At 65.5% G+C, this 26,072-nt stretch carries 23 protein-coding genes; 12 read left to right on the top strand and 11 right to left on the bottom strand.

What is annotated here, in order from left to right; all coding sequences use genetic code 11:
- The first annotated feature begins 54 nt into the window (after positions 1 to 54).
- A complete protein-coding gene (locus AC2TZ7_RS10330; protein WP_098410661.1) occupies positions 55 to 423 on the top strand; it encodes a rhodanese-like domain-containing protein in 369 nt (122 codons plus the stop codon).
- 131 nt (positions 424 to 554) lie between these two features.
- Entirely contained in the window at positions 555 to 1,496 is a 942-nt protein-coding gene (htpX, locus tag AC2TZ7_RS10325) for a zinc metalloprotease HtpX (RefSeq protein WP_489866805.1), read from the top strand.
- A gap of 219 nt (positions 1,497 to 1,715) precedes the next feature.
- Here htpX and lpdA read toward each other — a convergent pair whose 3' ends face one another.
- The 5 genes from lpdA to AC2TZ7_RS10300 form a co-directional block, all read right to left on the bottom strand.
- The gene (gene lpdA / locus AC2TZ7_RS10320) at positions 1,716 to 3,110 is read right to left on the bottom strand and encodes a dihydrolipoyl dehydrogenase (protein ID WP_078539426.1); all 1,395 of its coding nucleotides are present in this window, start codon (positions 3,108 to 3,110) and stop codon (positions 1,716 to 1,718) included.
- A gap of 36 nt (positions 3,111 to 3,146) precedes the next feature.
- Positions 3,147 to 3,731 carry a DUF924 family protein gene (locus AC2TZ7_RS10315; RefSeq protein WP_489864140.1) on the bottom strand — a complete coding sequence of 195 codons (585 nt, stop codon included), beginning with the start codon at positions 3,729 to 3,731 and terminating at the stop codon, positions 3,147 to 3,149.
- Between the two features lie 86 nt (positions 3,732 to 3,817).
- Entirely contained in the window at positions 3,818 to 5,149 is a 1,332-nt protein-coding gene (locus tag AC2TZ7_RS10310) for an MFS transporter (RefSeq protein WP_489864139.1), read from the bottom strand.
- Between the two features lie 88 nt (positions 5,150 to 5,237).
- A complete protein-coding gene (queA, locus tag AC2TZ7_RS10305; RefSeq protein ID WP_489864138.1) occupies positions 5,238 to 6,299 on the bottom strand; it encodes a tRNA preQ1(34) S-adenosylmethionine ribosyltransferase-isomerase QueA in 1,062 nt (353 codons plus the stop codon).
- An 8-nt stretch (positions 6,300 to 6,307) separates the two neighbouring features.
- The gene (locus tag AC2TZ7_RS10300) at positions 6,308 to 9,700 is read right to left on the bottom strand and encodes a YhdP family protein (RefSeq protein WP_489864137.1); all 3,393 of its coding nucleotides are present in this window, start codon (positions 9,698 to 9,700) and stop codon (positions 6,308 to 6,310) included.
- 177 nt (positions 9,701 to 9,877) lie between these two features.
- On the opposite strand from AC2TZ7_RS10300, the gene AC2TZ7_RS10295 reads away from it, so the two are divergent.
- From AC2TZ7_RS10295 to AC2TZ7_RS10285, 3 genes are all read left to right on the top strand, one after another.
- Positions 9,878 to 10,381: a peroxiredoxin gene (locus tag AC2TZ7_RS10295; RefSeq protein ID WP_489864136.1), complete on the top strand. Its 504-nt coding sequence runs from the start codon at positions 9,878 to 9,880 to the stop codon at positions 10,379 to 10,381.
- Between the two features lie 363 nt (positions 10,382 to 10,744).
- The gene (locus AC2TZ7_RS10290; RefSeq protein WP_489864135.1) at positions 10,745 to 12,061 is read left to right on the top strand and encodes a DUF5930 domain-containing protein; all 1,317 of its coding nucleotides are present in this window, start codon (positions 10,745 to 10,747) and stop codon (positions 12,059 to 12,061) included.
- Entirely contained in the window at positions 12,051 to 12,596 is a 546-nt protein-coding gene (locus AC2TZ7_RS10285; RefSeq protein ID WP_078519318.1) for a bactofilin family protein, read from the top strand. Before AC2TZ7_RS10290 ends, AC2TZ7_RS10285 begins: the two co-directional genes overlap by 11 nt.
- A 324-nt stretch (positions 12,597 to 12,920) precedes the next feature.
- Here the strand turns inward: AC2TZ7_RS10285 and AC2TZ7_RS10280 are convergent, their stop codons facing one another.
- The 5 genes from AC2TZ7_RS10280 to AC2TZ7_RS10260 form a co-directional block, all read right to left on the bottom strand.
- Positions 12,921 to 14,309, bottom strand: coding sequence for a TRAP transporter large permease (locus tag AC2TZ7_RS10280; protein WP_098410656.1), 1,389 nt, complete (start codon positions 14,307 to 14,309; stop codon positions 12,921 to 12,923).
- Positions 14,310 to 14,312: 3 nt separating this feature from the next.
- Positions 14,313 to 14,996, bottom strand: a complete 684-nt coding sequence (locus AC2TZ7_RS10275; protein WP_489864134.1) for a TRAP transporter small permease — start codon at positions 14,994 to 14,996, stop codon at positions 14,313 to 14,315.
- Between the two features lie 114 nt (positions 14,997 to 15,110).
- Positions 15,111 to 16,121, bottom strand: coding sequence for a TRAP transporter substrate-binding protein (locus AC2TZ7_RS10270; protein WP_489864133.1), 1,011 nt, complete (start codon positions 16,119 to 16,121; stop codon positions 15,111 to 15,113).
- A 220-nt stretch (positions 16,122 to 16,341) separates the two neighbouring features.
- Positions 16,342 to 17,568 (bottom strand): sigma-54-dependent transcriptional regulator, encoded by a 1,227-nt coding sequence (locus AC2TZ7_RS10265; protein WP_489864132.1) that lies wholly within the window; start codon positions 17,566 to 17,568, stop codon positions 16,342 to 16,344.
- On the bottom strand, positions 17,565 to 19,313 hold the full coding sequence (locus AC2TZ7_RS10260) for an ATP-binding protein (protein WP_489864131.1): 1,749 nt from the start codon (positions 19,311 to 19,313) through the stop codon (positions 17,565 to 17,567). The genes AC2TZ7_RS10265 and AC2TZ7_RS10260 overlap by 4 nt, the downstream gene beginning before the upstream one ends.
- Positions 19,314 to 19,433: 120 nt before the next feature.
- Between AC2TZ7_RS10260 and AC2TZ7_RS10255 the strand changes: the two genes are divergently transcribed.
- Positions 19,434 to 20,624 carry a cytochrome P450 gene (locus AC2TZ7_RS10255; RefSeq protein WP_489864130.1) on the top strand — a complete coding sequence of 397 codons (1,191 nt, stop codon included), beginning with the start codon at positions 19,434 to 19,436 and terminating at the stop codon, positions 20,622 to 20,624.
- Positions 20,625 to 20,628: 4 nt separating this feature from the next.
- Here AC2TZ7_RS10255 and AC2TZ7_RS10250 read toward each other — a convergent pair whose 3' ends face one another.
- Entirely contained in the window at positions 20,629 to 21,090 is a 462-nt protein-coding gene (locus AC2TZ7_RS10250) for an Lrp/AsnC family transcriptional regulator (RefSeq protein ID WP_078519325.1), read from the bottom strand.
- A 141-nt stretch (positions 21,091 to 21,231) separates the two neighbouring features.
- On the opposite strand from AC2TZ7_RS10250, the gene cobA reads away from it, so the two are divergent.
- From cobA to AC2TZ7_RS10220, 6 genes are all read left to right on the top strand, one after another.
- Positions 21,232 to 21,984 carry a uroporphyrinogen-III C-methyltransferase gene (cobA, locus tag AC2TZ7_RS10245; RefSeq protein ID WP_274963803.1) on the top strand — a complete coding sequence of 251 codons (753 nt, stop codon included), beginning with the start codon at positions 21,232 to 21,234 and terminating at the stop codon, positions 21,982 to 21,984.
- Entirely contained in the window at positions 21,981 to 22,283 is a 303-nt protein-coding gene (locus AC2TZ7_RS10240) for a DUF2849 domain-containing protein (protein ID WP_489864129.1), read from the top strand. The genes cobA and AC2TZ7_RS10240 overlap by 4 nt, the downstream gene beginning before the upstream one ends.
- Positions 22,284 to 22,286: 3 nt before the next feature.
- Positions 22,287 to 23,954, top strand: a complete 1,668-nt coding sequence (locus tag AC2TZ7_RS10235; RefSeq protein ID WP_489864128.1) for a nitrite/sulfite reductase — start codon at positions 22,287 to 22,289, stop codon at positions 23,952 to 23,954.
- Positions 23,923 to 24,711: a phosphoadenylyl-sulfate reductase gene (locus AC2TZ7_RS10230; RefSeq protein ID WP_489864127.1), complete on the top strand. Its 789-nt coding sequence runs from the start codon at positions 23,923 to 23,925 to the stop codon at positions 24,709 to 24,711. Before AC2TZ7_RS10235 ends, AC2TZ7_RS10230 begins: the two co-directional genes overlap by 32 nt.
- Positions 24,708 to 25,079 (top strand): DUF934 domain-containing protein, encoded by a 372-nt coding sequence (locus AC2TZ7_RS10225; protein WP_489864126.1) that lies wholly within the window; start codon positions 24,708 to 24,710, stop codon positions 25,077 to 25,079. Before AC2TZ7_RS10230 ends, AC2TZ7_RS10225 begins: the two co-directional genes overlap by 4 nt.
- 144 nt (positions 25,080 to 25,223) lie before the next feature.
- A complete protein-coding gene (locus AC2TZ7_RS10220; RefSeq protein ID WP_489864125.1) occupies positions 25,224 to 26,042 on the top strand; it encodes a ferredoxin--NADP reductase in 819 nt (272 codons plus the stop codon).
- Positions 26,043 to 26,072: the final 30 nt, after the last annotated feature.

Genomic DNA, 26,072 nt, shown 5'->3' with positions numbered 1-26,072 from the left:
CACATGAGGCGGGAAACGGATCTTTCGGGTCCAGCGAACGCAAGAGGTATTGAGATGCTGAACTTCCTTCGTCCTTCCGGCGGTGGCCGCGTGGAAAAAATCTCGGCGAAAGACGCCGTGGCCAAGGCGAAAGCCGGCGAACTGACCGTCGTCGACGTGCGCGAGGGCATGGAAGTCAAAAGCTCGGGCAAGGCCAAGGGCGCGCTGCATATCCCGCTCGCGACGATCCGCATGAAGGCCGACCCGTCGAGCCCCGAGAAGCATCCCAAGCTGGACACGTCGAAGCCGGTCGCTCTGTACTGCGCCTCGGGCGCGCGTTCGGCCGGTGCGGCGCAGATGCTCGCCCAGCTGGGCTACGAGCATGTCTACAACCTCGGTGGCCTGCATGACTGGCACGCGGGCGGTGGCGAGATCGAACGCTGATCGCGCGCTGCATCGCATGATTTTGAAGGGGTCCCGCCGGGGCCCCTTTTGTTTTGCGCGCCCCGCGGAATTGCGTGGCCGCGGCGCGTGCCTATATCGAGACCGAGTGTTTTCGCGTGGAGATGGTCACGATGGGATATGCCAAGACTGCGATGCTGATGGCGGCGATGACGGCGCTGTTCATGGGGTTGGGCTACCTGATGGGGGGCGCGACTGGCATGGTGATCGCGCTGATCTTCGCCGCCGGGATGAATGTCTATTCGTGGTGGAATTCGGACAAGATGGTGCTGCGGATGCATAACGCGCATCTGGTGGCGCCGGGCGACCGCGCGGGGCTGAACGCGCTGGTGGGCCAACTGGCGAAGAATGCCGACCTGCCGATGCCCGCCGTCTATCTGATCGACACGCCGCAGCCCAACGCGTTCGCCACAGGTCGCAACCCCGAGAATGCCGCCGTGGCGGTGACCGCCGGGTTGATGCAGAGCCTGTCGCGCGAAGAGCTGTCCGGCGTGATCGCCCACGAGCTGGCCCATATCAAGCACCGCGACACCGCGATCATGACGGTGACCGCAAGCTTCGCCGGTGCAATCTCGATGCTGGCGAATTTCGCGCTGTTCTTCGGCGGCTCACGCGAGCGGATGGGGATCATGGGGACGCTGGCGATGATGTTCCTCGCCCCGATGGCGGCGGCGCTGGTGCAGATGGCGATCTCGCGGACCCGCGAATATGCGGCCGACAAGGAAGGCGCTGCGATCTGCGGCAATCCGCTCTGGCTCGCCTCGGCGCTGCAGCGGATCGAGGCGGGCGCGCGCCGGGTCGAGAATGTCGCCGCCGAGCGCAATCCCGCGACCGCGCATATGTTCATCATCAACCCGCTGAGCGGGCATGGCGCGGATAACCTGTTCGCCACCCACCCCTCGACCGAGAACCGCGTGGCCGCGCTGCGTCAGATGGCGGGCGGTACGGGTGTGCGTCGTGAGCGCGCAGCCCCCGCGCCGGCTACGGGCGATTGGAGCGGCGCGCGCTCGATGCCGAAGGTGCGGCGGAAGGGCAAGAACGGGCCTTGGTCATAACCGGCACGGGGCGACCAGCCCCGGGCCGCGCCCGACCCTCCCCCCGGGAGGGCGCATTGACGATGTCAGCGCACGCACATCCGACTTGCGGGCTTGCGGGATAAACCGCTCGGCCACAGGCGACGCGCAGCGCCCACCCGAGGCTCGGGCGCGCCCCTTACCACGCAACGAAAAAGGCCGGGGTCTCCCCCGGCCTTTCGCATCTCTCGGCACATCCGATCAGAAGTGGATCGCGCGCCCGTAAGCGTCGAGCACCGACTCGTGCATCATCTCCGACAGGGTCGGGTGCGGGAAGACGGTGTTCATCAGGTCTTCCTCGGTGGTCTCGAGCTGACGACCCACGACATAGCCCTGGATCAACTCGGTCACTTCCGCGCCGACCATATGCGCGCCCAGCAATTCGCCGGTCTTCGCGTCGAACACGGTCTTCACCAGACCTTCGCTCTCGCCCAAGGCGATCGCCTTGCCGTTGCCGATGAAGGGGAAGCGGCCGACCTTGATGTCGTAGCCCGCCTCTTTCGCCTTCGCTTCGGTCATGCCGACCGAGGCGACCTGCGGCTGGCAATAGGTGCAGCCCGCGATCGAGCCCGGCTTGACCGGATGGGCGTGCTTGCCCGCGATCAGCTCGGCCACCATCACGCCCTCATGGCTCGCCTTGTGGGCCAGCCACGGCGCGCCCGCGATATCGCCGATAGCATAGAGCCCGTCGACGCCGGTGCGACAGTATTCATCGGTCACGACATGGGTCCGATCGACCTTCACGCCCGCCTCTTCAAGGCCCAGATCTTCGACATTGCCGACGATGCCCACGGCGGAGATCACGGTATCGACCTCCAGCGTCTCGGTCTTGCCGCCCTTGTCGAGCGTCGCGATGACCTTGTCGGCCTTGCGGTCGAGCTTGGTCACGGTGGTCTTTTCGCGGATCGTCATGCCCTGCTTCTCGAACTGCTTCTTGGCGAATTTCGAGATTTCCTCGTCTTCGACGGGCAGCACACGATCCATCACCTCGACGACAGTCGTCTCGGCGCCCAGCGTATTGAAGAAGCTGGCGAATTCGATGCCGATCGCGCCGGAGCCGATGACCAGCAGTTTCTTCGGCTCATGCGGCGGGTTGAGCGCGTGCTTGTAGGACCAGACGCGCTTGCCGTCAGCCTCGAGCCCCGGCAGGTTGCGCGCCCGCGCGCCGGTGGCCAGCACGATATTCTTGGCGGTCAACTCTTCGCTACCCTTGTCGGTTTTCACCGAAACCTTGCCTTTGCCGGCCAGTTTCGCGGTGCCCATCACGACATCGACCTTGTTCTTCTTGAGCAGATGGCCGACGCCGGAGGCGAGCTGCTTGGCCACCCCGCGCGAGCGTTTCACCACCGCGTCGAGGTCATAGCCGAACTTCTCGGCGCTGAGACCGAAATCCTTCGCGCGCTCCATCAGGTGGAACACCTCGGCCGAGCGCAGCAGCGCTTTCGTGGGGATACAGCCCCAGTTGAGGCAGATGCCGCCCAGATGCTCGCGCTCCACGATCGCGACCTTGAGGCCCAGCTGTGCGCCCCGGATGGCGCTGACATAGCCCCCCGGCCCTGCCCCGATCACAATCATGTCGTAGCTTTTCGATGCCATGTCTTCCCTCCGGTCAGAAACTGGTTTGGCATTAAACTATTTTACGGACAGCTTCAACTCATCCGCATCCGCAAGCGCCTTGCGGTAGCCGCCCTGTTCCATATATGCCTGTTCCTCGGGCGTCGTTTCGCGATCTAGCGCAGAATTGCGCCAAGGGAAGCGCCCGAACCGTTCGATCACTGAACGATGTGCGCGCGCATGGCGCAGGTTGTCCTCCGAGCGCCAGCGCTCGGCGAACAGAGTGACCGCCCGATCCTGATCGGATAGCTCCTCGGAATGCATGAAAGGCAGGTAGAAGAACTGCTGCAGCGGCGGGCCGATCTGCAGGTCGAACCCTTGGGCGATCGCACGTTCGGCATGGCGCCGCGCCATCGGATCGGTCTGAAAGGCGCGCGGGTCCTCGCGGAACATGTTGCGCGGGAACTGGTCGAGCAGCAGCAAAAGCGCCAGCGCGCCCTCCGCGTTGCGCTCCCATTCACTCAGCGCACCTTGCGCGCCCACCTGCCAGAGCGGCGCATAGCGGCGCCGGATCGCGGCGTCGATCTGCTCGCTCGACTGATACCAGTATTTCTCGCCGACCTCGATACGCCAGAAGCGTATAATCTCGTTTGTGCGATCCATGGTGACGGCCCTCCCCTGCCGTGCCTGCCCCGCCTGTCGTCAGATCATGGTAGGGCAAGCGCAGAGGCAGGCAAAGGGGGCTTGCGTCAGCCGGTGGTATCCGTGCGCTTGTCGGCCTCGGAGTGATCTTCCGCTTCCGCCTCGGCTTCCGCATCTGCCTCGGCTTCCGCTTCGGCTTCGGCTTCCGCTTCTTCCTGAGCGACTTCGAGACGAGCCTCGACCGCAACCGCCGTCGCCGTCGGCGAGAGCAGCGTGTAGGAGCCGGTCTCGTCCGCCGAAGGCGCTTCGCGGCGCGTCATCCGCCATGCGGCATAGCCCGCGATCCCGGCACAGAGCACCCCGATATAGAGGAAGAAGCCGCCCGGCCCCATGACGCTCATCAGCCAACCGGTCACGAGAGGCCCCGCCACCGCACCGAGCCCGTTGATGAACATCAGCCCCGCCGAAGCGGACGCCATATCGGAATAATCGAGATAGTCGTTCGTATAGGCGATCAGCAGCGAATAGAGCGGGTTGGCCACACCGCCGATCAGCGTCGCTCCGATCAGCAGCACCCAGAAGGGCGGGTTCATCACGAAGATCGCGAAGGTCACCACCGCGCCTGCAAGCGCCGCCCCCATGATCACGCGGCGCCGGTCCATCCGGTCCGAAGCCCATCCGATGGGATATTGCAAGAAGAGGCCGCCCACGTAGATCGCCGCCACGAAGGCCGAAATCTGCTTCACGTTGAGCCCTTCGGCGGTGCCCCAGACCGAGGCCATACCGAACATCGCCGAGATGATGCCGCCCAGCAGGAAAATCCCCACTATACCCAGCGGCGAGGCTTCCCAGAGCCGCCTGAAGGTCATGCGCTGGATCGTCTCGAAGCTGGGTGCGGGCGAGGCCGCGAGCAGGATCGGCGTGAAGGACAGCGACACCAGCACCGAGGGGATCACGAAGAGCAGATAGCCCGCCGGGTCGCCCACGTTCAGCAGCGCCTGCGCCGTCACGATGCCGAACATCTGCATAATCATGTAGAGCGACAGCGCCTGACCGCGCGTCTCGTTGGTCGAGCCCGCGTTCAGCCAGCTTTCCGCCGTGATATACACGCCCGAGAAGGAGAAGCCGATCAGCACGCGCAGCGCCACCCAGGAGGGCCAGTTCGGGAAGGCGGCATAAAGGACGAGGATCGCCGAGATCAGCGAGCCGAGCGCCGCGAAGACCCGCACGTGACCGACGCGCGCAATCATCTCCGGTACCATGCGCGACCCGAACAGGAAGCCCGCGAAATAGGCCGACATGACGAGCGACATGTAGAAGGTGTCGATACCCTCGATCTTGCCGCGGATACCAAGCAGCGTGCCCTGCATCCCGTTGCCGACCATCAAGAGCATGATGCCCAGCAAAAGCGGCCATGTCTGGCGCAGCACTAACAACATGTCTTGGACTCCCGGGGACTGATTTGGATTGCGTCGTGTCGCGGCATCTAGTCCGCAGCGAAGACATTTCCAAGCCCTGAAAGCGACTCTACGGAATTAGAAGCGACGCATCGCCGTAAGAGAAGAAACGATAGCCCGTCTTAACCGCATGATCGTAAATTTCGCGTATACGATCTTGGCCCATCAAAGCCGAGACCAGCATCAGCAGCGTCGATTTCGGCAGGTGGAAATTCGTCATCAGCGCATCGGTGATGCGGAACTCGAAACCGGGATAGATGAAGATGTCGGTGGCGTCGCCGAAGGGCACGATATGGCCCTTCGCACCGCCTTCGGCACGCGCGGCGCTTTCGATCAGGCGCAGCGCGGTGGTGCCGACGGGAATGACGCGGCCGCCCGCTTCCTTGGTCGCGTTGATCTCGGCCGCCGCCTGTTCGCTCACCTCGCCCCATTCGGCATGCATCTTGTGGGTGGTGACGTCTTCGACCTTCACCGGCAGGAAGGTGCCCGCGCCGACATGGAGCGTGACTTCGGTGAACTCCACGCCCTTGGCGGCCAGCGCCGCCAGCAGCTCGCGGGTGAAATGCAGGCTGGCGGTCGGGGCCGCGACCGCACCGGAATGGCGCGCGAAGACGGTCTGGTAATCGCGCTTGTCCTCGTCATCGGGGGCGCGCAGCGCCGCGATATAGGGCGGCAGCGGCATCGCACCGGCCTCGGCCAGCGCCGCGTCGAAATCCTCGCCCGACAGGTTGAAGCTGAGCCGCAGCTGGCCGCTCTCGATCGTCTCGACCCTGGCCGAGAGCGCATCAGAGAAGACGATCTCCTCGCCCTCCTTCACCTTGCGCAAAGGCTTGGCGAGCGCCGACCATTCGCCGCCCGGTGCGGGCTCCAGAAGCGTCACCTCGACCTTCGCGACCACCTCGCCCTGCGCGCTTTGTCGGGTCCGCGTGCCCGCCAGCCGCGCCGGGATCACCTTGGTGTTGTTGAGCACCAGCCGGTCGCCGGGCCGGAAGATGTCGATCAGATCGCGCACATGGCGGTCATGGATCGCATCGCCCTCGGCCAGCAGCAGCCGCGCCGCATCGCGCGGGCGCGCAGGCCGCGTCGCAATCAGCCCCTCGGGGAGCTCGAAATCGAAATCGTCTAGCTTCATCGTCAGCCTTATTCGCTCAGCACCTTGGGCGGTCCCGCCCGGAACAACTCGCGCAGACCGCCCGGCGCGAGCACCGAGAGCGGATTGATCGAGACCTTCGGCGCATCGGAGCTTCCGCGCAGCGAGTAGTTGAACCCGAAAAGCCCCTCGCCCTGCTTAGAGATGACCTGACCGATCCCGTTCACGAGATAGAAAGGCGAGATCACGCCCTTCATGTTCAGCGTCTTCGATTGCGGGTAATAGTTGCCCGTCATCGTCACCCCCATAGAGGCCCCCACGGCGGCGCCCCGTGTGACACTCACCCCGTTGGGCGTCAAGCGGAAGGCGCCCTCGACGGAGCTGAACAGGATGCCCTCGCCGCCGAGTTGCTCGAGCAGACCGACGCCCGAGGCCGCAGACAGCAGCGAGGCCAGAACCGGCGCGTCCTTCACCCGCAGGTTGGCGACCGTGAGCTTCCCGTCATAGCTTTTCTGTCCAAGCGGGGTCAGCACCAGCGCGCCCTGCCCGCCGCGAGCCTTGGTGAAAATCCCGGTCGCCGCCAGCGCGCGGCCTGCGTCGCGGGTTTGCGCGCGCACCGCGACGCGCCCGCCCGCCGCCGGGATCACCGTGCCGTCGATCGGCGCGCTGCCGTTGAGCTGCCCCTGGAACCGGCCCGAGAGGCCGCCCCGCGTGCTGAAATCGCCCCGGAAGCCTGTCAGCGCGATGCCATCCGTGATCTGCAGCCGGTCGAGCGACGCGCTGATCGCCGTGCCGGCACCGCCCGCGCTGGTGCCCGCACCGCCGCCCAGATCGGCTTTAGCGAGGTCCAGCCTACCCGAGGTGACATTCACTTTCGGCGGGCGCGCCTTGCCCTGACCGACCAGATCGACGCTGCCGGTGAACCAGTTGCCGACGCTCAGGCTCGAGAACCGCGCCCGGTTCAGCCCGCCGCCCTTGTTCAAGGTGATGTCGCCCTGCGTCTTCAGCCCCGCCGCGCTCAGCGACAGGCTGTCGACCTGCGGCGGCGCGCCGAGCGTGCCGGACATTTTCAGATCGCCCGCGCTGCCCGGCGGTTTGCTCCAGCCGATTTCCGGGATCGACAGCCGAATCCCGTTCAGCGCGCTCGCGAAGGTGAACCGCGTCGGTTGATCCTTGCGCAGGTCGAGCGCGATACGCCCCTTGCCCGCGCCGCCCACCATGCCGTTGGGCAGCGCGATCCCCAGCCGGTCGAGCCCATCGGGGCTGACATCGACCGTGCCCGCGACCTCCGAGCGCCCCTTGTTCTCCGGCCCGAATTTCTGCGTCCAGGCGGCATCGAACCCGACACCGGACAGAGTGCCCTTGCCCGAGATCGTCATCCCCTTGGGATCGGCCTTCAGCGTCAGCAAATCGGACCGTAGCGGCCGGTCGGGCACCAGCGTGTCGCTCTTCACCTCGGTCAGCCGGGCGGTCACGTCGAAATCGATCTCGTCCTGCGGCACCTTGGGCTTCAGCGGCAAGCGGATGACCGAACGCGCCTCGGCCCAGCCCTGCGCCACATCGGTGCTCATGCCCGCCTTGCTGAGAAACTCGAACGGCGGCTGGTCGAGCAGCGACAGAGCCGCCGGGATCGGCGAGCGCGTCATCAGCGTGACCTTCGCCGGGGCGGGCTTGATGCGGATATCGGGCACGATGAGAGATGAGCCCGTCACCTCGATCCGCCCGCCCGACGGCGCGGTCACATGCCCCTCCTCGACCTTGAGCGCCTGTCGCGTATCGATGATCGTCGCAAAGCCCCGGCCCTGCTGAACGGGCGGCAGCGTCTTGATGATCCGCACATCCGCGCCCCGGAACTCGTAGCCGAGCGCCAGTTTCGGCTGCGCGCCCGGCACGAGCCGCAGCGCCACGCGGGCATTGCGCAACTGGCCCGTGGTCACGTTCTTCTCGAGCCATTCGCGGGTCTTCGGCACCACCGCCGGCGGCCAGAGCGCGAGCAGCTTCGTCTGGTCGATCTGGTCGATCCCGGCATCGAGCGCGACTTTCCAGCCGTCCTTCTCGGCGCTGACCTTGCCGCGCGCCGAGATTGTCGTGTCGCCCTGATCGTTGAGTTCCAGCTGGCCGATATCGATGCGGAACGGATCTAGGTTCAGCCGGAAATCGACCGCGCCCTGCGCGAATTGCACCGGGCTCTCGAACAGCCCCGCCGGATCGAGCTGCAGATCGGAAATCGCGATCTGGCCGAGGATCTTCTGCGGCACCCCGCCTTCGAGATCGCGCAGATAGGTGTGGCCCGCCGCCTTCAGGCGCAGCGCCCGGCTGTTGAGCGAAAGCGTCGAGACCTCGACGCGCTGCCGTTTCGGGTCGTAGTTGAGATAGAGCTTGCCGTTCTCGATCGGGATCGGGTTCACGCCCTCATTGGGCCGGATCGCGCCGCGCCCGATCTCGAGCATCGCGTTCATCCCGGTCAGCTCGCCCTTGTCGTTGAGCCCCGAGCGCAGCGCCCCCGAGATCGGCGCATCGAGCACTCCGAGCGCCGCGAGCGCCGGGGCCTGCACCGCCAGATCGCGTGCCGGAAGCGCGGTCACCGCGGCCCCGAAACTGGCTTCTCGGCTGGCTTTCTGCGTGGTCATCGACAGCGCGACCTGCGCCGGTTTCGTCTGCCCGCTGCCCAGATCGAACCCCAGCGCGACCGAGATTTCACTCTCGCTCTGGGTTAGCTTGAAGCGGCCATCGGTGACCTTCCAGAGCCGGTCGAGCCGCTCGTCCATCAGACGGATCTGCAGGTGCTCGGCGCTGATCTGCTGCAGCCGGGACAGCGCCGGAACCTCTAGGGTTTTCTCAAAGGCTTCAATGACATCTGAGGCGTTGTTCAAGTCGATATTGGCGAAGCGATTGCCGCCGAAATCGAGATCCAGATTGCCGTCGGGCAGACGATGCAGCGACAGGCTCGCCCCGCGCAACCGAAACGAGCGCGGCTCCACCCGCCCGCGCAGCAAAGGCTCCGCCCAGAGCGTCATACGCAGTTCTGGCAGGACCGCGATCGGCAGACCCGAGGGCCGCTCCAGCCGCACCGTGTTCAGCCGGATCCGGGGGCGGATGCCATCGTCGATGTAAAGGTCGATCCCGCCGGACAGCCGGACCCGCATCTGGCCTTGCAAGGCGTCATTGGCGCGGGTCTCGATGCGCGAGACGATCCATTGCGGCACGGCGACCGCGCGATGGGTGATGACGAGAAAGGCGCCGGCAGCCACGACCCCGAGAAACAGGAAACTGAGAACAAGGAGCAGACCGGTGCGGGCACGGCGGCCGCGGCTCACCGGGGTCGCTGCCCCGGGCTGGGTCTCGGCCTCGGATTTGGGCGTCTCGGCATCGCTCAACGACGCATCGCCCGCCCTCTCGGGCGCGCCGGACGTTTCGCGATTATCGGGACGCTGTCTCTCCATACCGTTCGTCTTGCGCCCGTTGGCTCGGGGCTTTTTCTCCCTCGGCGGCGGCGCGTGCCGACCCCGTCTCTTATGCCGGACTCACCGCGCGGTCTTGCCCGGGTCTCCTGCCTCGTGGTTAAGTCTCGCGCAAGCGGACGCGGAAAGTAAGCCCCGAAACTGCAAGGAGGTTCCCCAATGATCGAGACAGGCGAAAAAGCGCCGGAGTTCACCCTGCCCGCCACGGGCGGCAAGAGCTTCGAAACGCTCGGAAATCCGATCACGGAAGACGGCAACCTGACGCTGTCGGCCTTTGCCGGCCGTCCGGTCGTGCTGTATTTCTACCCCAAGGACAACACGCCCGGCTGCACCACCGAGGCGCTCGATTTCACCCGGCTTGCCCCGGATTTCGCCGAGGCTGGCGTCGTCGTTATCGGCATCTCGAAGGACAGCCTGAAGAAGCATGAGAATTTCTGCGCCAAGCATGATCTGGGCATCTACCTCGCCTCGGATGATGGTGGCGAGACCTGCGAAAGCTATGGGGTCTGGGCGGAAAAATCCATGTATGGCAAAACCTTCTGGGGCATTGTTCGTGCAACCTTCCTGATCGGTGCGGACGGCAATGTCGCGCGGGCCTGGCCGAAGGTGAAAGTCAAAGGCCACGCCGAAGATGTGCTCGAAGCCGCCCGCGATCTGGGCTGACCGCCACGCGAGCGCAGCGCCCCGCATGGCACCCCGGCGGGCGACGCATCTCGCGCCGCGGGGGCGTTGTGTGGCGCGCGCCCGGCGGCAAGCGTGGATCACACCAACGTGACGCAGACATGACCGGCGGGACCGAAACCGCCGGGCAACGCGGCCTTTTGGGCAGAAAACCGCTCATACCGCGCGCGCGAGGGAACCGTGACCAAATGTGCAGGGGAAAGAGGTTGCCGGGACCTGCCCCCCTTGGTAATCCCTTGGCTCGAGGGCGGAGGACTTATCCACAAGCAGGACGGGTGCGCCGCCGCAAGTGACGTGCGGCCCCGTGGCCGCGCTTGATCCGAAACAAACACAGGACCGACCGGCTTGCCTAGACGCATTCTCGACCGCCTGAACACCCGTCTCGAGCGCATCCTGCCCGAACAGCGGCTGTTTCTGAAATCAGACAGCGCCACGCGGTTCGTCCGACTGCGCCCCCTCACCCAAGCGAGTGTACTGGCGATCGGCGCAGGCGTATTCGTGTGGTCGATGGCCGCGACCTCGATGCTCTTCATCGACGGGATTTCTTCGGGCGGGGCCGAGCAGAACGACAAGGTCGCGAAACTCGCCTTCGAGCGCCGCCTCGACGCGCTCTCGCAAGAGCGCGACGCCCGTGCCGCCGAAGCCCTTGCCGCACAGGACCGCTTTCAGACCGCCCTTGAGCAGGTCTCGAAGATGCAATCCACGCTGCTCGCCTCGGAAGAGCGCAAGCGCGAGCTGGAAACCGGGATCGGCGTGATCCAGGCCACCCTGCGCCGCACCATGGACGAGCGCGACAAAGCCCGGCTCGCCTTGGCGAAAGCCGAGGGCAAGGGCCCCGATGCGGGTCCGACCCCGGTCGCGCGCGCCGAGGATATGGAGAAGACGGTCGATATGCTGTCCACCGCGCTCGGCGAGACCGCGAAGGAACGCGACACCGCCGACGCCAACGCCAAGACGGCGCAGCTGCAGATGGACAAGATCGCCCTGCAGAAGCGGCTCATGGAGCAGCGCAACGACGAGATTTTCACCACGCTCGAAGGGGCGGTGAAAATTTCGATGGAGCCGCTCGACAAGGTCTTCAAGCAGGCCGGCATGGACCCCGATCACGTCCTCAAGGAAATCAAGCGGGGCTATTCGGGTACCGGCGGGCCGCTCTCGCCGATCTCGCTCTCGACCAAGGGCACGGCAGATCTCGATGGCGACACCGCGCGCGCCGAGAACATCCTGCGCAAGCTCGACGAGATGAACATGTATCGCATCGCCGTCGACAAGCTGCCCTTCTCGATGCCCGTGAAGGCGCATTTCCGCTTCTCGTCGCCCTTCGGCTGGCGTTGGGGCCGGATGCATGAGGGCGTCGATATGGCCGCCCCGATCGGCACCAAGGTCTACGCGCCCGCCGATGGCGTCGTGATCGCCGCCGAACGCGAACGCGGCTACGGCAATATCGTCAAGATCCGCCACGAGTTCGGCATCACCACCCGCTACGGCCACCTCAACAAATTCCACGTGAAAGTCGGGCAAAAAGTGTCGCAAGGCGAGTGGATTGCTGATATGGGCAATACCGGACACTCCACGGGACCGCATCTGCACTACGAGATCCGGCTCGGAGGCAAGCCAATTAACCCGATGACCTTCATCAAGGCTGGTAAGAATGTTTTCTAAATCGAAAATCCATGAACCGGGCCCCAAGGCCGACGGCGACAAGCCCAAAACCGGTGAGAGCTCGACCGCTCCGAGCCGCCCGACGTCCAGCTCGAGCGACTACACGCCGAGCGCCGCGCCGCGCTCGAAGCCCGCGCCCTCGGTTCTCTCCTCGGACCTGACCATCACCGGCAACGTCAAGACGACCGGCGACATCCAGATCGAAGGTACCGTCGAAGGCGACATCCGCGCCCATCTGCTGACCGTCGGCGAAAGCGCCACGATCAAGGGTGAGATCATGGCGGACGACGTCGTGGTCAACGGCCGCGTCGTGGGCCGTGTGCGCGGCCTGAAGGTGCGCCTGACCTCGACCGCACGCGTCGAAGGCGACATCATCCACAAGACCATCGCGATCGAGAGCGGCGCGCATTTCGAAGGCTCGGTGCAGCGTCAGGACGACCCGCTGCAAACCGGTCAGGGCACGCGGAAACTCGCGCCCCCGGCCTCCGAGACCGCCGCAGCAGCGCCGGCGCCGACGGGTTCGGAACAGAAATAAAATCAGGCGATAGCCAGAGCAGGAGGGGCGGCCGATCGGGTCGCCCTTTTATTTTGCGCCGGTGCCATGTCCCGGGCGGGCAACAGGGGCGCTGCCCCTCTTCGCATTCGCGAATTCACCCCGGGATATTTCGGCCAAGCCGAAAGATGACGCCGTGCTTTCGCCTTGGGTGAAATATCCCGGGGGGCGCGCGCAGCGCGGGGGGCGGAGCCCCCCCCCAGACCTGCCCCCAAAGAAAAGCGCGCCGCGTGGGGGTGCCACGGGCGCGCCAGGTCAGAATGGCGGGGCGACCGGGCCGGGTTCGGCCCCTGCGCCCCGCGCGGTTTATTTCACGACCGTCTCCGGCCCCATCGCCATCGTCGGCAGCCAAGTCGACAGGAATGGCACATAGGTGACGAGGATCAGGAAGACGAAGAGCACGGCGAGGAAGGGCGCGGCCGCTTTCACGACCCGCATGATCGGCATCCCCGCCACGCCGGAGGTCACGAAGAGGTTCAGACCCACCGGTGGCGTGATCATCCCGATCTCCATATTCACCACCATGATGATGCCGAGATGGATCGGATCGACGCCCAACTCGATCGCGATCGGGAACACCAGCGGCGCAACGATCAGGATCAGGCCCGAGGGCTCCATGAACTGACCGCCGATCAGCAGGATGATATTGACGATCACGAGGAACATGATCTTGCCGAGGCCTGCGCCGAGAAGCGCTTCGGTGATCTTTTGCGGGATCTGCTCGTCGGTCAGCACGTGCTTGAGGATCAGCGCGTTGGCGATGATGAACATCAGCGTGATGGTCAGCTTGCCCGCCTCGAACAGCGTGTCGCGCGTGCCCTTGTGCCAGACGGCGGTGATCAGCGCCTGCGGCTTTTGCCAAAGCGCGATCTTCTTCTCGCCCTGATCGAGCGGCCCCATGTCGCGATAGATGAAGTTCGCCACGAACCACGCATAGACGGCGGCGACGGCGGCGGCCTCGGTGGGGGTGAAGATACCGCCCGTGATGCCGGGGATGCCGTAGAGGCCGACCATGATGATCGCGATCAGCATCAAGCCCCAGAACGCGTCGATGAAGCTTGCGGCGACCTCGCCCCAGCCCTGCCACTCGCCTTTCGGCAGGTTGCGCTTGATCGCGAAGAACAGGATCGTGGCCATCAGCATCACGCCCGCCATCAGGCCCGGAATGACGCCCGCGAGGAACATCCGGCCCACCGACACGTCGGTCGCCGAAGCATAGACGACCATCACGATCGACGGCGGGATCAGGATGCCCAAGGTGCCCGCGTTACAGATCACGCCGGCGGCGAAATCCTTCGAGTAGCCCACCTGACGCATCGCCGCGATGACGATGGAGCCGATGGCGACCACGGTCGCGGGCGACGAGCCCGAGAGCGCGGCAAACAGCATACAGGCGAAGACGCCCGCGATGGCCAGACCGCCCGGCAGGTGGCCCACCACGGCGATGGCGAAGCGGATGATGCGCTGCGCCACCCCGCCCGTCGACATGAAGCTCGACGCGAGGATGAAGAACGGGATCGCCAGCAGGGTCGCGTGATTGTCCATCGCGTCGTAGAGCGACTGCGCGATCGAGGCGAGCGAGGCATCCGAGAAGATCAGCAGGAACAGCGTCGACGCGAGACCCAGAGAGACCGCGATCGGCACGCCGATCAGCATGAAGCCGATCACCATCACGAAAAGGAACAGGATATCCATGCCTCAGTCACCCTTGTTGATATGGGCCACATCGGCCACTTGGTCTTCGGCTTCGTGGCTCACGATCAGCGCCGAACGCTTGCCGCCGGCGACCCCGATTGCCGCCTGCACGAAGCGGATCAACAGAAGCGTCACGCCGATCGGCAGGATCACGTAAGGGATGAAGCGCGGCAGCTTGTCATAGGCCTCGCCCATGTTGAACCGGTCGCCCAGCCAGACGGCGAGCCAATCCGCGATCGGCACCTGATCGGTCTCGTAGAAGGCGCGGTCGCGGGTGTCCTGAAAGCCCGTCGGGAACCAGCGGCCCGAGGTCTGATCGAAGCCCGCGAAGGGGGCCCAGTAATCCCATGCGCCTTTCAGAAGCAGCACCGCGTAGAGAATGCACAGGCCGGCGGCCACAAGGCCCAATGCCTTGCGCGGGCCGGGGCGCAGCATGTTGATGATCGCATCGACGCCCAGATGCGCGGTCACTTTCACCGCGTAGCTCATGCCCAGCAGCACCAGCCATGCGAAAAGGATCAGTGTCGTCTCAAGCCCCCAGATCAGCGAAGAGTTGAAGACATAGCGCAGCACGACATTGACGAAGGTGATCACGGTCATCGTGCCGAGGATCAACGCGATCAGCGTCTCCTCCAGATTGTGGATCGCCCGCGAAAACCCGTTGCGCGGCTCATAGCGCTGGCTCATGGCTCACTCCTGCCTCAGGTCGAGAGGTGAAAGGGGCGCGCGCGGGTGATGTGGGGGGCCGCGCGCGCCGTGAGATCGGGCGACAGGTGGGGTCCGTCGCCCGTCCGTTCCGGATCAGTGCTTGGCGTTGATCGCCTGCGCTGCGTCGATGTTTTCCTGACCGACGTCATCCTTGAACTGGTCCCAGACCGGTTTCATCGCATCGACCCATTGCTGGCGCTGTTCGGGCGTCAGTTCGCGGATCGTCGCGCCGGCATCGAGGATCGCCTGACGGTTTTCCTCGTTCACCTGGTTGATCGCGGCGTTACGCTCTTTGGTGACCTCGTCGAGGATCGACTTGATCTGGTCGCGCATTGCCGGGTCGAGGCTGTCCCACCAATCGACCGAGGTCACGACCATGTAGTCGAGCAGGCCGTGGTTGGTCTCGGTGATACCGTCCTGAACTTCGTAGAACTTCTGACCGTAGATGTTCGACCAGGTGTTCTCCTGCCCGTCCACAACGCCGGTCTGCAGCGCGCCGTAGACTTCCGAGAAGGCCATCGGCTGCGGCGAGGCACCCAGCGCTTCCATCTGCGCGATCAGCACATCGGAGGGCTGCACGCGGAACTTCAGGCCCTTGGCATCGCCCGGCACGAGCAGCGGCTTGTTGGCCGAGAACTGCTTGAGGCCGTTATGCCAGAAATCGAGGCCCAGCAGACCGCGGCGCACCATCGCCTCTTTCATATTCTGACCAATGTCGGAATTCTGGAATTCGTCGACGGCGGCCATGTTCTTGAACATGAAGGGCAGATCGAAAATGCGGTATTTCTTGGTAAAGGTCTCGAACTTCGACAGCGAGGGCGCGGCCATCTGCACGTCGCCCTGCAGCATCGCCTCGAGCACCTGGTCATCGTTGTAGAGGGTCGAGTTCGGGTAAACCTCGACGCAGGCCTTGCCGTCCATCTCTTCGTTCACGCGCTTGGCGAACAGCGCCGCCGCGATCCCTTTCGGGTGCTTGTCGGTATTGGTGACGTGGCTGAACTTGATGACCATTTCGCCTTCGTCGCAGCCCGTCGGATCGGCCATAGCGACCGAGGCCGAAGCCATGAGGGCGAGCGCCGAAACGGCGGCGGTAAATTTCTTCATAATGTCCTCCCGGAATTCATGTCACGCCGGTCCTCCCCGGCATTGGGGTCAGCAGAAAGCCGCCGAGAGATCCGATCAACTGTTTCGTGAGGGTTATGTGACGAAGACCTATAACCACGCAAAATCAGCGCCTTAATGGACAATCTTCATCACGAGGCGGAAAAGCATGTGCGGAAACCCGCACAGATCGAACCGGCTCAGTGCGAATCCTCGCCCGCCGCTAGTCCCGATAATCCTCGGGCCGCAGCCCGTGGCGCGCGAGCTTGTCGTAGAAGGTCTTGCGCGGCAGTTTCAGCGCGGAGGCCGCCTCGGTCGCATTGCCGCCCGCGCGGGTCAGCGCCTCGGCCAGCAGCGACTTCTCCACCGCCGCCATGCGCTCGGACAGACCCAGCTCCTCCGGCGGCTCTCCCGCCTCCAGACCCATCGCGAAGCGCATCGCCTCGGACATCAGCGCGCGGGCATTGCCAGGCCAGTCGCGCGCCATCAGCTGCGCGGTCATCTCGGGCGGGATTTCGGGGGTGCGCAGATTGGCCTGTTCGCAGGCGGTGGCGACGTAATGGCGAAACAGCGCGGGAATATCCTCGGGGCGCTCCGACAGCGAGGGGATGCGCACCTTCAGCGCCTCCAGCCGCCAGTACAGATCGGGGTGGAAGCGCCCGGCCCGCGCCTCGCCCGGCAGGTCGCGATAGGTGCCCGCGATGAGGCGCGTGGCGGGCCGTGTCTCCAAGAGTTCGATCAGCGCGAATTGCGCGGGACGCGGCAGGTCGGCCACCTCGTCGAGGTAGAGCGTCCCGCCTTCGGCCTGCGCGAAGCCTGCCTCCAACGCCGCGACGTCGAGGCCCGCTGCGGCGAGCTTCACGAAGGGACGCCGCGCATTGGTCGAGAGCAGGTGGATCACCTCGGCGAGCTTGGAATTGCCCGCCCCCGGCGCGCCGGTGATCAGCACCTCGGCGCCCGAGCGCGCGGCGCGCCGGGCGGCCTCGCGCAAGCCCTCCGCCACCGGAGAGCTACCGACCAACATCCGCGCCGCCGCGTCGCCGCGCTTGCCCGCAGCCCGCGAGAACCGCGCCTCCATCACCCGCGCGCGGGTTTCCAGCGCCTTCTCGACGACGGCCAGCAAGTCTTTTCCCGTGCAGGGCTTTTCCAGAAAATCGAACGCCCCCGACGCCATCGCGCGCACCGCCATCGGCACATCGGCCTCGCCGGTCAGAAGCACCACGGGTAGCTCCGCATCGGCCTTCTGCACGAGATCGAGCAGCGCGAAGCCGTCCTTGCCCGGCATGCGGATATCGGTGACCACGATCCCCTCGAACTCGGTCGAGATATGGTCCTTCGCCTCGATATAACTGCCCGCGAGCGTCGGTTTCAGCCCCGCCAGTTCCAGCGTCTGGCCCAGCGCCTCGCGCACCGCGCGGTCGTCATCGACAAAGAGAACCCGGCGCATCATGTCTCCACCTCGATCGGTTTGGGTTGGGCCGTGGCCTCGCGCAGCTCGATGGTGAAACGCGCACCGCCGCCGGGCGCATTCTCGCCCCGCAGGGTGCCGCCGAACCCTTGCACCAGCCCGTAAGAGATCGAGAGGCCGAGGCCAAGCCCCTCCGCCGATCCCGCCTCCTTGGTCGAGTAGAACGGATCGAAGATGCGGTCCGGATCGGCGATGCCCGGCCCGGTGTCGCGCAGGCTGAGGCGGATCATGCCATCCGCGCGCGCCATGCGGATCGTCAAGCGGCGCTCGGACTGGCCTTCCATCGCCTCGATCGCGTTCGAGATCAGGTTGATGACGACCTGGCTCAGCCGCACCTCGCCGCCCATCACGATGGCGGGGAAGTCGGGGCGCTGCCAGTCCACGGAGACACCCGCGCGCCGCAGTCGCTCGTCGAGCATCTCCAGCGCGCTCTCCACCACCGCCGCGAGACCCACGCGGGTCGCGGGCTCGCTCTCCTGTCGCGCAAAGGCGCGCAGGTTGCGGATGATGCGCGCCATGCGATGCGCCATCGCGCCGATCTTGCCCAGCGTCTCGCCCGCCTCCTCGGCCCGCCCCCTGTCCAACAGCAGTTCGGCATTCTCGGCATAGGAGGAGATCGCCATCAGCGGCTGGTTCAGCTCGTGACTGATCCCCGCAGACATCTGGCCCAGCGCCGACAGCTTGCCCGCCTGCACGAGTTCGGCCTGCGTTCGGCGCAATTCCTCGTTCGCGGTGGACAGTTCCGCCGTGCGCTCCGCCACGCGGGCCTCGAGAGCGGCATTGGCCTCCGCCAGCGCGCGCCTGCGCTCCCACAATGCGAAGATCACCGCCCCCACGGCCAGAAACCCCGCCGCCGTCGAGAGCGCCGCAAGCCGCGCCGCGCGCAGCACCGGATCGGCGGCAGCGAGCGCATGGCCCTCCATCTCGATCACCGGCAGGGCGCGCGAGACGTCCAAGGCAGGCCCGGCAAGCGAGCCGTCGCCCGAGACCAGCAGACGCCCCGCAAGGTTACGCTCGCGCAGACGCAGCTCTCCGGAAAGCGACCCCGCCGGATAGGTCGCGGGATCGGGCTTCGCACCGGGTTCGGACAGCAGCACCAGATCGGTGCGGTTGGTCAGGAAACTCACCCCGTCGGCATCGGTGAACCAGACGGGCACCGGGTTGCCGCGCCCCTCGGCTTCGACATCCTCGGCATTCAGCCGCAGCAGAACGATGCCCGCGACACGGCCGCCGGAGGCAAAAACCGGGGCCGCGAAGACGAACAGCCGATCGCCGGTGTCGGGGTCCACGAAATGCTCGGAGCCGGTCGCGCCTTGCGCCGCCCGCGCCAGCGCCCGGTTCATCGTGACCCGGTCGGGGCTTTCCGCCGGGCCCGCCAGCACCGTGCCTCCCGGCGCGATCAGCCAGATGTCGCGCGCGCCCGCATGATCGGCGAGGCGCTGAAGCGTCAGGCTCACCGCCGCATCGCGCCATGTGCCGACCGCCTTGCCCCCTTCGGCGAAACGCGCCGCCAGCGCCACGACGTCGGGATGATCGGCGGCGAGCACCGCCACCTCGCGAAACTGCAAAAGTGCTGCCACCAGACGATCCGAGGCCAGCCGCAGATCGGATTGCCCCTGCGCTTCGATCCGCGCCAGACCCTCGCGTGCCGAAACCCGCCACACCCCGATAGAGGCGGCGAGCGTCAGCGCGATCCAGATCAGCAATATGGCGACACGGCCCAGCATCAGCACTCTCCTACCCCTTTCCTTGCGCCTACTGCGCGGCAATGCAAGGCAGCGCGTCACCTTGGTCTTGCATCGCGCGACGCCTTCTGCCCAATCTGACCCCGAGTAACCGGAGCGCCGATGCAGACCCTTTCCCAATCCCCGCTCGATCCAGACTTCGTCCAGAACCCCTACCCGTTCTATGACCGGGTGCGGCAAGGCGGGCCGTTGGTGCAATGGCCCGAATACGGGTTTCGCGTCACCGGGCGGGCCGCGATCGTCGGCATGGCGCTGCGCGACCGGCGGTTGGGACGCGAGGCCCCGCCCGAGCAGGCGGTGGATATCCCCAAGCACCTCGAACCCTTCTACGCCATCGAGCGCCATTCGATGCTGGAACTGGAAGCCCCGACGCACACCCGGCTGCGCAAGCTGGTGACGAAGGCCTTCACCCCGCGCCGGATCGCGAGCATGCAAGACGAGATCGCCGCGCTCTGTCACCGGCTGATCGACGAGATGCCCGAGGGCGGCTGCGACCTGTTGGAGCATTTCGCCAAACCCCTGCCGGTGATCGTGATCGCACGGCTTCTAGGCGTGCCCGAAAGCGACGCGGACAAGCTCTTGGCGTGGTCGAACGCGATGGTGCAGATGTATCAGGCACGCCGCGATATCAGCCTCGAGGAAGACGCGGCACAGGCCTCCGCGGACTTCGCGGCCTATCTGGGCGATCTGATCGAGACCCGCCGCAAAGCGCCCGGGGAAGATCTGATCTCGGAGCTGATCGCGGTCGAGGAAGAAGGCACCCATCTGACCCGCGACGAGCTGATCTCCACCGTGATCTTGCTGCTGAATGCTGGGCACGAGGCGACCGTCCACCAGATCGGCAACAGCGTGAAGACGCTGATCGAACAGACCGTCGCCCCGCATTGGCTGGAGCCCGCGCGGATCGACGGCACGATCGAGGAGCTGTTGCGCTTCGATCCGCCGCTGCATCTCTTCACGCGCTGGCTCTATGAGGACATGGAGTTTCAGGGGCAGGTGCTGCGCAAGGGCGAGCGGATCGGGTTGTTGCTCGCCGGTGCGAACCGCGACCCGTCGGCTTGGGACGATGCGAGCGTCTTCGATCCGTCGCGCCCCGTGCGCACCAATTTCAGCTTCGGCGCGGGGGCGCATTTCTGTATCGGTGCGCCGCTGGCGCGTCTGGAGCTGAAGCTCGCCCTGCCGATGCTGATGGAAAGGCTACAGGGGCTCGATCTGCCGCGCCGCCCCTATTACGCGGATCTCTACCACTTCCACGGGCTGGAGAAGCTGCAGGTCACCTATACCAAGCGCTGAGCCTTCAAAGCGGCAGCGCAGTGGTGGATTTCAGCTCCTCCATCGACAGAAGCGCGGTCACGTTGTGGATTTTCACTTCCGAGATCAGCGCCTGATAAAAGCGGTCATAGGCGCGCGCATTCTCGACCCGCACTTTCAGGATGTAGTCGATATCGCCCGCCAGACGGTGCGCCTCCATCACTTCGGGGCGCGCGCGCAGGGTGGCGAGGAACTTGTCCTGCCACTCGGCCTCATGCTCGGAGGTGCGGATCAGCACGAAGAAACAGGCATCGAAGCCAAGCGCCTCGGGATCGAGGATCGCGGTCTGCTTTCCAATCACCCCCGCCGCACGCAATTTGCGAATCCGGTTCCACACCGGGGTCTTGGAAGACCCTGTTTTCCGCGCGATTTCGTCGAGCGACTGGCTCGCATCGTCCTGTAGCTCCGCGAGGATTTTCCGATCCAGCTCGTCGATTTGCACCGCCATTCCGATTTCCCTCCGCTTGTTAGGAGATTGTCATTCCCTCCAAATCCATAAGGAACGAACGTCCTTATTGGCAAGGGTATATGGTCAAAAACCGGAATAATTTCCTATATTCACGCTCAAGACGCAGACGAGGAGCGTGACATGGAAACTCTCGAAACTCAGACCCGGGTGACCCTTGCCGGGGCCGGTCCGGGCGATCCGGACCTGCTGACCGTGGCGGTGCTGCGCGAGATGATGTGCGCCGACGTCATCCTGCACGACACGCTGGTGAGCGCCGAGGTGCTCGCGCTCGCGGGTCCGCAGGCGCAGCTGATCGAGACCGGCAAGACCGGTTTCGGGCCCTCGATGAAGCAAGGCGACATCTCGTCCCTGATCGTCCGCCTCGCGCAGGAAGGCCAGCGCGTGCTGCGGCTGAAATCGGGCGATCCGGGCGTGTTCGGTCGGCTGGGCGAGGAGCTGGACGCGCTCGACGCGGCCGGGATCGCCTATCGGGTGCTGCCGGGCATCACCGCCGCCTCTGCCGCCGCTGCATCGCTCGGCCAGAGCCTGACCGAACGCGGCCGCAATCGCGAGCTGCGCCTGCTCACCGGTCATGACGCCGACGGGCTGGCCGAACAGGATTGGGCGGCACTGGCTCGTCCCGGCGCGGTCGCCGCGATCTACATGGGCAAACGCGCAGCACGCTACGTGCAGGGGCGCCTGATGATGCATGGCGCCTCGCCCGCGACCCCCGCCTGTGTGGTCGAGAACGCCTCGCGCGCCGATCAGGTGATCCGCCCCGCGACGCTCGCCACCCTGCCCACCGTTACCGCCGAGGCCAAAGGCCCCGCCGTGATCCTTCTCGGGCTCGCCCCGCGCGACGCCCGCACCGCCCTCAAGGAGGCCGTGCTATGAGCAAGAAATTCATCCCCGGCGTGATCAGCGCCAATGACCTGCGCGAAGGCCATGTCGTCTACATGAACGACGCGGGCCAATGGGTGCTGCGCCTCAAGGACGCCGCCTTCCTCGACGATCCGGTGATTGCCGAGATGTGGCTCGATCTGGCCAATGCCCAGCCCGAGAAAGTCGTGGGCGCCTATCTCGCGCCTGCCACGCTCGGCCCGAACGGCCCCGAGCCCGCGCATTTCCGCGAGGCCTTCCGCGCCTCAGGCCCCTCCATCGAGCTACCCAACAACACTCTGGTCAGGAGCTGATCCATGTTCCAACCCAGCGACTTCGACCGCGCCGCCGTCCGCGCGCGCGCCGAGCAGTTTCGCCATCAGGTCGCGCGCCGCCTCGACGGCAGCCTGACCGAAGACGAGTTCAAGCCGCTGCGCCTGATGAACGGGCTCTATCTGCAGCTGCATGCCTATATGCTGCGCGTGGCGATCCCCTATGGCACGATCGAAGCCCGGCAGATGCGCCAGCTTGCCAAGATCGCGGACGCCTGGGATCGCGGCTACGGGCATTTCACGACGCGCCAGAACATCCAGTTCAACTGGCCGAAACTGGTCGATGTGCCGGATATGATCGACGCGCTGGCCGATGTGGGCATGCACGCGATCCAGACCTCGGGCAACGCGATCCGCAACACGACGACGGATGCCTTCGCGGGCGCTGCCGCCGACGAGATCGCCGATCCTCGCCCCTATGCCGAGTTGATCCGGCAATGGTCCACCGACCATCCGGAATTCCAGTTCCTGCCGCGCAAGTTCAAGATCGCGATCAACGGCGCCGAAGCCGACCGGGCCGCGATCCGCGCCCATGACGTGGGCCTGCAGCTGGTCGAGCGCGATGGCGAGATCGGTTTTCAGGTCTTCGTGGGTGGCGGTCTGGGCCGCACCCCGATGATCGGCAAAGAGCTGCGCAGCTTCCTCCCCGCGGCCGATCTGCTGCCCTATCTGGAATCGATCGTGGCGGCCTGGAACCTCGCCGGACGGCGCGACAACAAGTATAAGGCGCGCATCAAGATCACCGTGCACGAACTTGGAATCGATACGTTTTCCGAGATGGTCGAGGCCGAGTTCCCGGCCCGGCGCGCAGCCTTTAGAGGCGCAGATCAGGCGATCCTCGCCGGTCTCAAGGCGCAATTCGCCCCGCCCGCGCTGCCCGCTCGAGAGAGCGAGAGCTACGACACCGCGCTCAATGTCGATGCGCTTCTGCGGGACTGGGCCGCGCGCTCGGTCTCGCCCCATCACAACCCCGACTACGGGGTCGTCACGGTCAGCCTCAAGGATCACGGCGCGCCTCCGGGCGATGCCACGTCCGACCAGATGCGCCTTCTGGCGGAGCTTGCCGAACGCTACGGCCAGTCGGAGCTGCGCATCAGCCACGAGCAGAACGTGATCCTGCCGCATATCGCGAAGGCCGATCTGCCCGCGCTGTTCGAGGCGCTGCGCAAGGGCGGCCTCGCCACGGCGAATATCGGGCTGACCTCGGATATCATCGCCTGCCCCGGCATGGATTACTGCGCGCTGGCCACGGCCCGCTCGATCCCTCTGGCGCAACAGATCTCGACCCATTTCCGCGATCTCGGGCTGGAGCAGGAGATCGGTGCGCTCAAGATAAAGATCTCGGGCTGCATCAATGCCTGCGGCCATCACCATCTCGGCCATATCGGCATTCTCGGTCTCGATCGTGCCGGCGTGGAGAACTACCAGATCACGCTCGGCGGCGACGCGAGCGAGACGATGGCGCTTGGCGAACGGGCTGGTCCCGGCTTTGCCTATACGGAGGTGATCCCCGCGCTGGAGCGTCTGCTGCGCGCCTATCTCGAGCTGCGTGAAAGCGCCACCGAGAGCTTCCTCGACGCGCTGCGCCGCCTTGGCCCGGACCCGTTCAAGGAAGCGCTCTATGCAGAGGCTCAACGCCATGCCGCTCAGTGATGGAACGGATATCGCCCCCCGCGTCGCCGGGCTGAACGAACGCTACCGCCACCACGCCGCAACCGCGGTGATGGAGCGGGCGTTGCGTGACCCGGATGTGGGCGAGGTCGCGCTGGTCTCCTCCTTCGGGGCGGAGTCGGTGGTGTTGCTGCACATGGTCTCGGTGATCGCGCCCGGTACGCCGGTGCTGTTCATCGACACGCAGATGCTGTTTGCCGAAACGCTCGCCTATCAGCGCGACGTCGCGGCCAAGCTGGGCCTGACCAATGTGCAGGTGATCCAGGCCGACGAGGCCGCGATTGCCCGCGACGACCCGGACGGCACGCTGCACCAATACAGCACCGATGCCTGCTGCACCCTGCGCAAGACGGTGCCGCTGGAGAACGCGCTCTCGGGCTATGACGCCTGGATCACCGGGCGCAAACGGTTTCAGGGCGGCCAACGCGCGGCGCTCGATTTCTTCGAGATCGAGACCGACAGCCGGATGAAGATCAACCCGCTCGCCCATTGGGACAAGCAGGACGTGCAGGATTACATGATCGAGAACCGCCTGCCGCGCCACCCGCTCGTGGCACAGGGCTACCCCTCGATCGGCTGCGCGCCCTGCACCTCGCCGGTGAAACCGGGCGAAGACGAACGCGCGGGCCGCTGGCGCGGTGCCGCCAAGACCGAATGCGGCATCCACTTCATCGGCGGCAAGGCCGTCCGTGTGAACAGTGAGGGCCAAGTGATTGAGAACAAGGAGAATGTGGCATGAGCGTGATCGTTCGCGACGACGGCTTCCACGAGGATGATTTCACCGGGGCGAGCCTCGATATCGCGCCGGAGACCGATGCGGGCTACCTGCCTGCGCTGATCGACGGCGTGGAGATGATCCGTGTCCTGTTCCCGACCTTCTCGGACGGCCGCGGCTTTTCGCTGGCGCGCCGCATCCGCGCGCTCGGCTATACCGGGCGTCTGCGCGCGGCGGGCCCGCTGATCGCGGATCAATACGCGATGGCGCGGCGCGTGGGCTTCGACGAGGTCGAGATTCCGCCGGAACTGGCCGAGCGCCAGCCGCAGGCGCAATGGCTCTTCCGCGCCGATTGGGCCGCGCATGACTACCGCGCGCGGCTCGCCGGCTGAGGCTTTCACCCGTCCGCGATATCCGATAGACCATAACGAAACCGGCAATTGAGCCAGATCAAGGGCCAGCGCTCACGCAAGCTGTATCCGATCTGTATATTTGCCAGACCGAGGCGCCTGCCCCGGCCCGAGAGAGATGTGACAATGAACGAGAGCGCCGTGACCGAGATCCCCAAGGTGAAGACCCTGCCCGACGCGCAGACCGTGACCGAAGTGACCCATTGGACGGACCGGCTGTTTTCCTTCCGCGTGACCCGGCCGCAGACCCTGCGCTTCCGCTCGGGGGAATTCGTGATGATCGGGCTGATGGGCGACAATGGCAAACCGCTGCTGCGCGCCTATTCCATCGCCTCGCCCAACTGGGACGAGGAGCTGGAATTCTACTCGATCAAGGTGCCGGACGGCCCGCTGACCTCGAAGCTGCAGCATATCAATGTGGGCGACCAGATCATCCTGCGCCCCAAGCCCGTGGGCACGCTGGTCCATGACGCGCTGCTGCCCGGCAAGCGGGTGTGGTTCCTCGCCACCGGCACCGGCATCGCGCCGTTCGCCTCGCTGATGCGCGACCCCGAGACCTACGACAAGTTCGACGAGGTCATCATGATGCATACCTGCCGCACGGTCGAGGAACTGGAATATGGCCGCCAGCTGGTCGAGAACCTGATCAACGATCCGCTGATCGGCGAGATGGTGGACGGCAAGCTGAAATACTACCCGACCACGACCCGTGAGGAATTCCATCACATGGGCCGGATCACCGACAATCTCGAGAACGGCAAGGTGTTCAAGGATCTCGGCCTCGAGCCGATGAACCCCGAAACCGACCGCGCGATGGTCTGCGGCTCGCTCGCCTTCAACAAGGACGTGATGGCGGTGCTCGAAGGCTTCGGACTGCGCGAAGGCGCGAATTCCGAGCCGCGCGAATATGTGGTTGAGAAGGCCTTCGTCGGCGACGGTATCTGAGCGCGGGCGAAAGAGCGGATTTCGGAAAGG

The organism is Thioclava sp. ISO4, assembly GCF_058105145.1.
Note: the sequence above shows the minus strand (reverse complement) of the source record. Positions and strands in the feature narration are given on the sequence as shown.